The organism is Kitasatospora sp. NPDC032757 (assembly GCF_055579305.1).
In genome coordinates, this window is sequence record NZ_JBVINN010000005.1 from 274,191 (window position 1) to 286,174 (window position 11,984).

The following is an 11,984-nucleotide window of genomic DNA, read 5'->3' on the forward strand; positions in this document are numbered from 1 at the left end:
GCGGCACCGGGCCGTAGCTGCTGTACCTAGAGTAGTCGGACGCGTTCCGAGGGTTAAGAGGCCGCATTCCGGATGGCGGGATCGCGCACCCGGCCGCGGTCGGCGGTCGGTCCGGCGGGTGCTCCGGCGGGTCGGTCCGGACCGTCCGGAACCGGCCGCGGGCGGTGGGTCCGGCCGCGCGCCGGAGCGTTGTGCTCCGGTCCTGTGTCGATGTGCGCCCGGCCGTGCCCCCTGGCCCGACCGGCTGGTCGGCGATTCGCTGGTGGTCGTGGGTCGGCCCGCCGTCGAGGACCCGGCGGGCCGGGGGATGCCGCCGTCTCAATCCCCGCGGACGGTGGCGGAGTCCGGGAGGGCATGCGGATGCCCTCCCGGGCCGAACGACGCCTTTCGGCCATCCCGCGATGGCCATGACAAGGCGACCGTGAGGGCGGTCCGGGCCGTGGAGGGGGAGGCCCGGCCCGCCCGGCGGGAGCCGCGGAGCCGCCCGGCAGTGCAGCCGGAGCCGCCCGGCCCCGCGGCGCGGCCCGGTGACGGAGCCCGGTGCCGCCCGGCGACGCGAAATCGGAAACGCCAACTCCGGTCACGCGACCGCGAACCGGTGGCACGATGTCTCCTGACGGCGCGCCGGATCCGCGGTGGGCGGCCGCCGCGGCGCGCCACGGGCTGGCAAGGGCGGCCCGGCGGCGGACGCGCCGCGCGGCGGCAGGCCCTCGTCCGGTGGAGGCGCGATGCGGTGGCTGACGGGCTGGAGCACGGGCTCACCCCGGGCGGGCGCTCCGGCGCACGAGGCGCCCGGCGCGGTGGAACCGATTGCCGCGCGCCCCCTCTGGACCGGCCCCAATCCGCTCTGGGCGGTCGGCGACTGGCGGCCCGGGGAGATCCGCCTCGCCACCCTCCGCCCCGGCGCCCGCGCCACGGTCACCACCGGCCCGGCCGGCCCCGACCCCGCCGAGGACACCCCCGCCACCACCCGGCTCGCCGTTCTCGGCCACTGCGGCGCGTCCGACGCCGAACTCGCCGCCGGCCTCGCCGCCGCCCGCGGCGGCGCCGTCCGCCACCTCACCGCCTGGCCCGGCAGCTACACCGTCGTGCTGCGCACCGGCACCCGCTCCACCGTGCTGCTCACCGACCTCGCCGGCGCCCAGCCCGTCTTCCACACCCCCTGGGCCGGGGGCACCGCGTACGCCACCGCAGCCCTCCCGCTGGCCGACCTGGTCGGCGCGCCCCTCGACACCGGCCACCTCGCCGCCCGGCTCGCCTGCCCCGAGTCCCCGGAGGCGCTCGGCACGGGCACCCCGTACCTCGGCGTGCGGCAGGTGCCGCCGGGCCACGCGCTGGCCATCCGGGGCGGCCGTCCCTACCTCTCGGCGTACGACGAACCCGCCGGCGCGGCGCAGCAGCGCGGCGAGGCGCCGGCCGTCCGCGAACTCACCCGCGCCCTGCTGGAGTCGGTCCGCTCCCGGGTCCGCACCCCCGCGCCCGGCCCCGGGGCCGGTGGCCGGGCCCGGTTGGGCGTCGACCTCTCGTACGGGACGGCCTCCGCCACCGTCGCCCTGCTCGCGGCCGCGGTGCCGCTCGCCCCGGTGCCGGGTGCGGGCATCCCGGCCCACGGGGCGCCGTCGGTCCGGGGGACGCAGAGCGGTGAGGGTGCCCGGAGCGGGGCCGTGAAGGGTTCCTGGGCCCGCCCGTCCGCCCGTCCGCCGTCCGCCCCGGAGCAGCTGGCCGCCGTGACCCTCGGCGAGACCGGGACGCCGGCCACCCTCGCGCTCGCGCCGGACCTGCCCCGGCTGCGGCACACCGTGCTCGCCCCCGGCCCCGGCACCCTCCCCTACGCGGACCTGCGGGCCGAGCCGCAGGCCGGCCGGCTCACCGACGAGCCGGGTGCCGAACTGGTCGCCGCCGCCCGGGCCGAGGCCCGCTTCGACGCCGGCGGCACCGACCACCTCACCGGGTACGGCGCCCGCCAGGTCCTCGACGGGCACCCGGCCCGGCTCGCCGACCTGGTCCGGGCCGGCCGCCCGCGCGAACTGCTGCCCCCGGTGGCCGCGCTGGCCGGCGCCGACCGCGCCGCCGTCGGCGTCCTGGCCGGTGCGCTGCGGACCCCGCTCACCGTGGTCCGGGCCGCCCACCGGCTCTCCCGGATCCGCTACGCCGAGGCGCTCGACGACGCCGCGGTGAAGCTGACGCTCCGGCACGTCCCGGACGGGGGCGGGACGGCCGGCGCGCGTTCGGCCGACGACCTGGCCTGGTGCGTCCCCGGTCCGGCGGCCCGTTGGCTCTCCGACGAGGCGCTCTCCGCGGTCGCCCTGCGGCTGCGGCTGGCGGCGCGCGAACCGGCGCCCGCCGAACTGCCCGGCGCAAGCCGGGCCCGGCACGCCCTGCACCGGCACGCGCGCGGGTTCCGCACGCTGGTGCACGTCGCCGAGCAGCCCGGCCAACGGCTGCACGCGCCGTTCCTGGACAACCAGGTGGTCCGCGCGGCCCGTCTGCTGCCCGACGACGTCCGGCTCCAGCCCGGTGCCCGGCCCGCCCTGCTGCATGCCGTCCTCACCGGCGCCGGCCGCACCGACCTGCCGCCCGACTGGGGCCGCGGCCCCCGCCCCGACCGCACCGCCGCCGCCCGGGCCGGCCTGCGGCTGGCCGCCGACGGCCTCGCCGAACTGTTCGACGCCCCGTTGCTCGCCGAGGCGGGCCTGATCGACCTCCCCGCGGTCCGCGCCGGCCTGGCCCGCTCCGCCGACCCGGCCACCCCGCTGCCGCCCGGCACCCTGGCGGGCCTCGCCGAACTGGTCGCCACCGAGCTCTGGCTCCGCCGCGTCCGCGCCCGCCGCCACGGTGCCTGCTGGACCGGCCTCCCCCTCGCCCAGCGCCCCGCGCTCGCACCGGCCCGCCTCGCCTGACCCGCCTCGCCCGGCCCGCAGGAGCACGGCGGGGCGAGGGGCCCGTTGTGAAGGCCCGGCGCGGCTCGCCCGTCCGGATGGGCGGGGCGGGCAATCATGGCGCCATCCCGTCCCGTCCGTCCCCCAACCGTGGAGGCCGTGGTGACCAGCGCCAGCCCGGATCCGTCCGTTCCCGTCGTCCTGTCGGTGCTCGGCCGGCCGCCGACGGGCCGCCCGCCCGGGGTGCTGGCGGCGTGCGACGGTTCCGACGGCTCGCTCTGGGCGCTGGACCGGGCGATGACCGAGGCGGAGCGGTTCGACCTGCCGCTCTACGTGCTCGCGGTGGTCAACCCGGCGCCGGCCGGGTACCCGCCGGGGATGGCCGAGCTGGTGCAGGAGAGCGTCGAGACGCTGGTCGAGAGCATGGCGGACGGCCTGCGCCGCGCGGTGGCCGCGGTGCAGCGGGCCCGGATCCACCGGTACGAGGGGGAGCTGTCGCTGCACGTGGTGCTCGGCAACGTGATCGAGGTGCTGCTCGCCGCCTCGGGCCGGCAGCACACGCTGGTGCTCGGCACCCGCGGCAACGGCGGCTACGCCCGGCTGCTGCTGGGCTCGGTCAGTTCGGCGGCGGTCCACCACGCGGTCTGCCCGGTCCTGGTCGTCCCCGCACCGCCGAACCCGTGATCCGCCGTGGTGGGCCGGCCTGCCGGGAATGTCCCGAGATGGTTCATCGTTCACCCATCTCGGAAACCCATCCTCCCCACCCCTGGAGAACCCCCGTCATGAAGGTCGAGATCTACTCCGACATCGCCTGCCCCTGGTGCTACATCGGCAAGCGCCGCTTCGAGGAGGCGCTCGACGGCTTCGCGGGCAAGGAGAACGTCGAGGTGGTCTACCGGCCGTACCAGCTGGTGCCGGACGCGCCGGCCACGGCGAGCCCGCACCGCGCCTGGCTGGCCGAGCGCTACGGCCCGCAGTCCGTCGCGATGGACGCGCGGGTGGCCGAGCTGGGCCGCGCCGAGGGCATCACCTACGACTTCGACGCGGCGCTGCACGCCAACACCTTCCTCGGCCACCGGCTGCTCCACCTCGCCGAGACCGAGTACGGCGCGGCCGTCCAGGGCCGGCTGAAGGAGGCGCTGCTCAAGGCGCACTTCACCGATGGCGTGGACGTCGGCGACCGCGCGGCGCTGACCGAGGTCGCCGTCGCGGCCGGCCTGGACCGCGACCGGGTGGCGGCCTACCTCGCGGGCGACGAGGGCACCGCCGAGGTCCGCGCCCAGCTGGCGGAGGCCCGTGAGCTGGGCATCACCGCCGTGCCGACCTTCGTCTTCGAGGGCAAGTGGGCGGTCCAGGGCGGCCAGGAGGCCGAGACGTTCCGCCAGGTGCTGGAGCAGGTCGCCACCGAGATCGGCGAGCGCCGCCCGGTGCCGGTGCAGGTCGCCCCGGCCGGGGAGGCCTGCGCGGACGGCGCCTGCGCGATCTGACCCGCCCGCTGCCCGCGGAGACACCCGCTGTCCATGGAGAGCGCCGGCTGTCCGGAGAGCGCCGGCTGTCCGGAGGAACACCACGAGCACGCCCCCCGAGGCCCGCTTCACCGCGTCAGACGCACCTGAAGCGGGCCTCGGCCCAGTCCGCCGCGTTCAGCGCCGACCAGAAGCCGTGCGCCGGGGTGACCACCAGCCGGATCGACTTCTGCCCGTCCAGCGGCACGTGCACCGGTACCGCGTCGTCCCCCGTGGCCAGGACCGGTGACCGCCAGAGCGTGCGGCCGTCACCGCCCTGCACGGAGAAGACCACGCCGCCGGGCGAGGCGGTGATGTCGTCCACCCCGGCCAGCGCGTCGAAGGACGTGCAGCCGCGGTTGAGGTCGATCTGCGTGCTGGCGGGCGCGTGCACGGTGATGCCGTGCGCGTGCCGGGTGCCGCCGATCGAGACGCTGTCGCGCTGCCAGAACCAGTCGCTGCCCTTCTGCCGGATGCTCGGGCCCGGCGGCGGCACCCGGTTGTTGCCGGGCTTGCGCACCGGCAGGTCGTCGGCCCAGAAGTCGGTCGGGGCCGGCGGCGTCGGTGTCGGTTTCGGCAGCGTCGGTGTCGGTTTCGGTGTCGGCGGTTTCGGTGTCGGCACCGGCGGGAGCGTCGGGGTGGGCACCACGGGCACGTCCGGCGTGGGCACCGGCGGCACGACCGGCGTCGGCACCTCCGGCACGGGGGGCTTCGGCTGCAGGGGCTTCGGCGTCGTCGTGGCGATCGGTGCGGGCGTCGGCGTCGGGGACGCCGGGCGCGGGCTCGGCGCGGGTGGCGGCGGCACGGCCTTGGGCGCCGGGCGCGGCGGGGCCTTCGGCGCCGGCGTGGCGGACGGGCTCGGCGCGGGATCCTCCGCCGCGGGCGGCGGAGGAGCGGGGCTGCTCGGGGCCGGGCGCGGTGGCGCCGGCGGGGCCGGTGGCGGCGCGGGCACCGCGGGGGAGGAGGCCGGGGGAGCGGCCAGCGGGGGCTTCGGCTCGGGCGCGCCGGTCAGTGCGTACGCGGCGACGGCGGCCGCGGCCACCGCGGCGGCGGCGGCGATCCCGGCCTTCGCCGCGGTGCCCAGGCCCTGGCCGACCGCCGCACCGGTGGCCCCGCTCCCGGACCCCGCCGCACCACCGGTGGCACCGCCCGCCGTCGCGCCCGCGGTCGCGCCGCCCGTCGCACCTCCTGAGGCCGCCGACGTGGCCGCCGCCGTTCCGGCCGCCGCACCGCCGACCGCCGCCGCCCCGCCCACGGCGGCCGCGGCGGCGCTGAAGCCACCCAGGCCGACCCAGACCAGCACGCCGCCGGGCAGCAGCGCCCGCAGACCGTGGTTGATCTCGGACAGCTCCAGGCAGGCGGCCGTGCACCGGTCGCACTCCCTCAGATGCCGGCCGACCTCGGCCGACGCCCGCTTGCGCAGCGAACCGCGCGCGTACGCGCCGAGCCGGTTGGCGTACGCCTCGCAGGCCCGGTCCTGGCTGCCCGAGACGTGCGCCTGGAGGAACCCCGCGGCCAGCCGGTCGCGCGCCCGGTGTGCCTGGACGGCGGTGGCGTTGGCGGTCTTGCCGAGCATCACCGCGACGGTCTTGGGGGACTCCCGCTCGACCTCGGTGTGCCAGAGCACCATCCGGTCGTCCTCGGGCAGTTCGGCGTAGGCCTGCATCACCATGCGCTGGTCGGCCATCGCCATCGCCCAGGCGTCGGCCCCCGGGTCGGCCAGGTCGAGGTCGAGGGTGGCGACCGAGGTCTGCGCGAACGCGCTGAAGTCGTCGACGAGTTGTTCGCGGCGCTCGCTGCGGGTCCAGGCGGCGGCGACGTTGCGCACCGCGGTCAGCAGGTAGGCACGGACGGCGAACTCAGGGCCCTTGCCCGCCTTCAGCGCCTGAAGGGTGCGGGCGAACACCTCGCCGGCGAGGTCCTCGGCGGTGAAGCTGTCACGGCAGCAGGTCCGCGCGTAGCGGCGCACCGAGTCGGCGTGCCGGCGGTAGATCTCCTCGTACGCGGCGTCGTCGCCGGCCCGGACGAGGGCGGTCAACTCGGCGTCGGAGGGCGGACGCTCGCCGTCCACCGGGTCGGCGGGCGCGGGCACGGTCGGGCGGGCGGGGACGCCGTCGCCGACGAAGGCCTCGGGGGCGACGCCGCCCCGGCCGGCCGTGGCCTGGCCGGGGACGCGGGTGGACGGGAGCGCGGCGGCGGAGGCGGAGAGCGATTCGCGGCTGGGCATGCCGGCCTGGTCCGGCACCTGTCCCGGGTTCCCGGGACTGCCCGGGGCTCCGTGGTGTCCGGACCGCTGGTGTCCGGACGGTGACGGCCCTGACCGTCCGGGCAGGGCGCCGGGCGTGTGCCCCGGCGCGTGACCGGGCGAACCGGCGCTCGGACCGTCAGCCGCGCCCTGCGGCCCGCCCGTCCCGGACCGGCCGAAGTCGAGGCCGTAGCCGTAGTCGTTCTGTTCCTCGGCGCTCACAGCGGACCCCAGATTCCACGACAGCCCCCGTAGTGTGGCAGGGCGCGCGGGAGTACGTGGGCGCACGATTTCCCGTCGTACGGCGCCGAGTGCGCGCGAACGGCGCGCATCGGGACATTGGCTCCAACCACGGGCAAAGGATGGCATAGCGCAGAGTTGGGCGGTAGCCGGACCGCCGTGACCCACTCTTCCGAGGGGGCCGTCGCGGATGTGTTCGGCCCGCGCCCTGCGTCCGGGAGCACGGCGGCCGAACGGGCGAGGCCCGTCCGCGCGCGCCGCTCCGATGTCCAACCCGCCTGCCCGAAACGGACGGAGGCCCCCCGGGGGCCGGAGCTCAGCGCGCCCGCAGGCCGTCCAGCAGGATCTGCAGCAGCCGGCCGGCCGGGCCCACCGCGGGCTGACCGTCCGTCTGCCGACCACCCGTCACCGGTGAACCGCCCGCCGGGGCCGCCGACGCGTGCGCGGGCTCCCCCGCCACCGCGCGCGTGGCGTGCACCGGCACCGAGGCGGTCAGCACCAGCACCACGTCCGCCACCGTCACCCCGGGGCGCAGCTCGCCCGCCGCACCCGCCCGAGCCACCAGCGCGGCCAGCAGCTGCAGCAGCAGCCGCGGGTCCGCATCGGCCGGCGCCGGCTCCCCGGCGCCCTGCTGCGCCACGGCGCCGGCCGGTCCGGTGCCGTGCGCCCGGGCGCCGTGTGGCTCGAACCCGCCCCCGAGGAGCCCGCCCGCCCCCGCCGGATCGCCGGAACGCTGCCCCGGCACCCGGCCCAGCTCCTCCGCGTACCTGAAGGCCTCCGGTGGCAGCAGCCGCCCGGCACCCGTGGACACCGCCCGCGCCAGGTACCCGGCCAGCGACTCCCAGGCTCCCCCGCCGCCGTACAGCGACTCGCGCGCCTGCGTGGTCAGCCAGGCCACCTCCTCGGCGGCGATCCGCTGGACCAGCACCTCCTTGCTCGGGAAGCGCCGGTACACCGTGCCGACCCCGACCCCGGCCCGGCGCGCGACCTCCTCCATCGGCGCGTCGTAGCCGAACTCGCCGAACACCTCGCGGGCCGCACGCAGCACGCTCTCCAGGTTCCGCCGGGCGTCCACCCGCAGCCGGGCCCCGGGGGCCGGACCGCCACCGCCGTGCGGCGGATCGGCCCGGTACGGCACCCCGGCGTACGCCGTCCCGGCCTGCGCCGGAAGGTCCGCGGGGCCGCGCTGCTCCGGCACCACACCCTGGACGGCACGCGGTGCGTCCCGCCCCAACAGTCGATCCTGCTCCATCATCCCAACTCTCCCCCGCAGGCGCCCGATCCCGGGCCCTGTCGTCGCCCGCCCCTGCACCCCCCGGTGCAGCTCCGTCCGTTGTCAGAAATGACCCGATGACCCATCGCTCGTGCCGGTTGTGCCGCTCGCCCTGCCCAGGTGGTGCCCGACCACGATCGCCGGACCGCACATGTCCGACCGCATACGCATGAACGCCACACGTTTGAGGTCTCGTGCGGGACTACCCTTCCCCGGATCACGCTCCCGCAGTCGGGTTGCTCCCGCCAACGCTGGAACTGGCCGTAATGGCAGCTCCACGGTGCGTCGCCGCCGGTTGACATGGCGATGGCCGCTCCGACACGCAATCCGACCATAGTTCACCGCCGTTGAAAGCCGAAAGTGCGTCAGAAACTCGCCCCGGCAGCACATCCGGCCCCACCTGTCCACTCCCGCCCCAACTGCCTCGGCACGGACTGTGGACAAGAGGGCCCCCGACGGTCCTTCATGGAGGGCGTGGTGGGGGGTGCCCCGGCCGACGGGGCCGGGGGAAGGGTCGCTTCGGCCGGAGGTGCGCTATCAGGATCCTGATCGTCGGGGGCGGCTGCGCCGGGATGTCCGCCGCGCTGCACCTCCAGCGCGGCCTGCGCGAGCGGCTCCGCCGCGGCGACGTGGAGATCACCGTGGTCGAACCGCAGTCCTACCTGACCTACCACCCGCTGCTCGCCGAGGTCGCGGCCGGCTCGATCGACCCCCGCCACGTGGTCGTCCCGCTGCGCCGCGCGCTGCCGGACTGCCGCGTCCTCACCGCCCGGATCACCCGGATCGAGCACGCCACCCGCCGGGCCTGGGCCGACGCCGCCGGCCAGGGCGAACCGCCCGCCCCCGTCGAGCTGGACTACGACGTCCTGGTGGTGGCCCCGGGCTCGGTCTCCCGGACGGCGCCCGTCCCCGGCCTGGCCGAACACGGCCTCGGCTTCTCCACCGTCGGCGAGGCGGTGAGCCTGCGCAACCACGTCCTGGAACAGCTCGACCTCGCCTCCGCCACCCGCGACCCGGCCCTGCGCCAGGCCGCGCTCACCTTCGTCTTCGTCGGCGCGGGCTACGCGGGCGTCGGCGCGCTCGCCGAGCTGGAGGACATGGCCCGGTACGCGGTCCGCGGCTACCACAACATCAGCCCCGAGGACCTGCGCTGGGTGCTGGTCGAGGCCTCCGGCCGGATCCTCGCCGAGGAGTCACCCGAACTGGCCGCGCACACCCTGGCCCAACTGCGCGAGCGAAGCGTCGACGTCCGGCTGCACACCACCCTGGAGTCGGCCGCCGGGCGGGTCATGGCGCTCTCCGACGGCAGCCGCTTCGCCGCCCGCACGCTGGTCTGGACGGCCGGGGTGCGCCCGTCCCCGCTGCTGCGCGACACCGACCTTCCGCTGGACACCTCCGGCCGGATCCGCTGCCTGGCCACCCTGCAGGCCGTCGGCCCGGACGGCCGGGCGCTGCCCGGGGTCTGGGCCGCCGGGGACGGCGCCGCCGTACCCGACCCGCACGCCGACGGGGCGCCCTGCGCGCCCAACGCCCAGCACGCCTTCGCGCAGGCCGAGCTCCTCGCCGCCAACGTGCTCGTCGCGCTGGAGGGCGGCCCCCGGGCGGCGGGCATCACCGAGTACCGGCCGGACCGCGCGGCCTGCTCGACCTCGCTCGGCCTGCGCCGCGCCGTCGCGCACACCCGGCGCGGCGGCCGGCTGACCGGCCGGCGGGCCTGGTGGCTGCACCGGGCCCGGCACCTGCGCCGGATGCCGAGCACCGACCGGCGGGTGCGGGTCCTGATGGACTGGCTGCTGGGCGGGGTGTTCTCCCGCGAGGTGGTCTCGCTGGGGGCGGTCGAGCACCCGCGCTCGGAGTTCGAGGCGGGGTTCGGTCCGGGCTCCGGGCCCGGCTCCGGGCCGAGGTCCGGGCCCGGCTGTGACTGACATGACGGCCGCGCCGTGCGCGCGCGACTTCCGGAATCGGGCCTCCGACTGACAGGATCTGCCCAACCGAGTCATTACCCCGTGTGCCAGTGCGCATACAAAAAGTGATGATATGCCTGGAAACCGAGGAAGCGGCCGTCGTTTGAATCTCATGCGCTGGAGCGCCCGGCTCACCGGAGTCCCTTGGCGTGCCGCCCCGTCCACCGGGACCGGCACCGACCAGGGCGCGCCGTCCGGCGACGTCGTGGTCCCCAGCCCACGCGACCCCACCAGCCTCGTCAGCCCGACCGAGGTGCTCGACCCGCAGCGGCCCCAGGACCTGCGCGAGGTGCTGAACCGCATCCCCGCCCCGGTCGCCGTCACCTACGGCCCGCTGCACCAGCTCGGCTACGCCAACCGCGCCTACCGCGAACTCTTCGGCGACCGCCCCACCGGCCTGCCCGCCTGCGACGCCCTGCCCGAACTCGGCACCATGGGCGTCCTGCCACTGATGGACCAGGTCATCCGCGGCGGCCGGCCGCGCAGCGTCAAGGCCCGCTGCATCCTCGGCCTCACCGGCAACCGTTACTACAACGTCTCCTGCGTCCCGCTCAGCCGCCAGGAACACCGCACGGACCCGGGCGACACCGACGAGCCCAAGGAGGCGCCGCCCGCCGGCGTCCTCATCTTCGCCGCCGAGGTCACGGACCAGGTCCTCGCCGCCGCCCGCCTCCGGGAGGCCGAACGCCGGCAGCGCGAGGCCGCCGTCACCCTCCAGCGCAGCCTGCTCCCGCAGAAGCTCGACCAGCCGGCGGACCTCCGGGTCGCCGCCACCTACCAGCCGGGTGGCGCCGAGGCCGCGGTCGGCGGCGACTGGTACGACGTCATCGCCATCCACGGCGGCCGGACGGCACTGGTCATCGGTGACGTGATGGGCCGCGGACTGCGCGCCGCCGCCGTCATGGGGCAGCTCAGGACGGCCGTCCGCGCCTATGCCCGCCTCGACCTCCCCCCGCACGAGGTGATGAGCCTGCTCGACGGGCTCGCCATGGAGATCGACGCCAACCAGATCGCCACCTGCGCCTACGCAGTCTGGGATCCCCAGCGCCGCACCCTCACCTACGCCTCCGCGGGCCACCTCCCCATGCTGCTGCGCTGCCCCGACGGCACCGTCCTGCGCGGAGAGGAACAGAACGGCCCGCCGCTCGGCACCGGCGGCGGCGTCCACGTCTCGCACACCCTGCGCCTGCTTCCCGGCACCACCGGCGTCCTCTATACGGACGGCCTCGTGGAGCGCCGGGACGAGGACATCGACCAGGGCCTCGACCTCCTGGCCCGCACCCTCACCGGTGCGGTCGGCGCTCCCGAGGTCATCTGCGCCCGCCTGCTCCGGGCGATGGGCGTGACCGCGGAGCACGACGACGACGTCGCCGTGCTCGCCTTCCAGCTGCCGGCCGAGGAGAACCCTCCGGAGCCGAAGCCCCGGCTGGAGCTGCAGGAAGGGCTACGGACCGGGGTTGACCCGGGCCCGCAAGAGGTCTAGTGTTCTTCGAGCTGCCTGGCAGGGAGCACCGGACACGCATCGGCGCGGACGGTCCCGGGGCGGCCAATCCCTAGAAACACACTTCCCGGTTCGGGCTGGGTCGCGTATTGCCTTTTTCGGCGACGTGGCTCGGGTCTTATTCGGTGTGCCCGTTTATATGGATTGCGGCCGGATTCGCCTTTCGAGGCGGGGATGGGCTAGAGTTTGAAACGTCGGACGGGGCGTCAAGCCGCAGAAGACATCAGCGAGTTGGATGAACGAAGCGCCGGAAACGGAGCGGAAATCATCTGGTAAGCTGGGAACACGAAAGAACGAAGCGCCCGGAGGGCCCGCTGGAAGGCGGTCCGAAGGAAGTGTCCGTTCCTTGAGAACTCAACAGCGTGCCAAAAGTCAAC

Annotated in this window: 6 protein-coding genes and 1 pseudogene; 5 read left to right on the top strand and 2 right to left on the bottom strand. The window is 76.4% G+C overall.

The features are described from left to right. The first annotated feature begins 728 nt into the window (after positions 1-728). The 3 genes from ACZ5WK_RS10790 (at position 729) to ACZ5WK_RS10800 (ending at position 4,366) form a co-directional block, all read left to right on the top strand. Complete coding sequence (locus tag ACZ5WK_RS10790; protein WP_465546947.1) at positions 729-2,900, top strand: asparagine synthase-related protein; 2,172 nt, start codon at positions 729-731, stop codon at positions 2,898-2,900. Between the two features lie 141 nt (positions 2,901-3,041). Further along, entirely contained in the window at positions 3,042-3,563 is a 522-nt protein-coding gene (locus ACZ5WK_RS10795; protein WP_465546949.1) for a universal stress protein, read from the top strand. A 98-nt stretch (positions 3,564-3,661) separates the two neighbouring features. Next, on the top strand, positions 3,662-4,366 hold the full coding sequence (locus ACZ5WK_RS10800; RefSeq protein ID WP_465546951.1) for a DsbA family oxidoreductase: 705 nt from the start codon (positions 3,662-3,664) through the stop codon (positions 4,364-4,366). A 115-nt stretch (positions 4,367-4,481) separates the two neighbouring features. On the opposite strand, the gene ACZ5WK_RS10805 is transcribed toward ACZ5WK_RS10800, so the two are convergent. Continuing rightward, entirely contained in the window at positions 4,482-6,611 is a 2,130-nt protein-coding gene (locus ACZ5WK_RS10805) for a sigma-70 family RNA polymerase sigma factor (RefSeq protein ID WP_465546953.1), read from the bottom strand. Between the two features lie 574 nt (positions 6,612-7,185). Further along, on the bottom strand, positions 7,186-8,124 hold the full coding sequence (locus tag ACZ5WK_RS10810) for a helix-turn-helix domain-containing protein (protein WP_465546955.1): 939 nt from the start codon (positions 8,122-8,124) through the stop codon (positions 7,186-7,188). A gap of 554 nt (positions 8,125-8,678) precedes the next feature. Between ACZ5WK_RS10810 and ACZ5WK_RS10815 the strand changes: the two genes are divergently transcribed. Both ACZ5WK_RS10815 and ACZ5WK_RS10820 read left to right on the top strand, forming a co-directional pair. Next, positions 8,679-10,067, top strand: a complete 1,389-nt coding sequence (locus ACZ5WK_RS10815) for an NAD(P)/FAD-dependent oxidoreductase (protein WP_465546978.1) — start codon at positions 8,679-8,681, stop codon at positions 10,065-10,067. 142 nt (positions 10,068-10,209) lie between these two features. Further along, a pseudogene (locus ACZ5WK_RS10820) lies at positions 10,210-11,502 on the top strand (PP2C family protein-serine/threonine phosphatase); the annotation flags it as partial. Between the last annotated feature and the right edge of the window lie 482 nt (positions 11,503-11,984).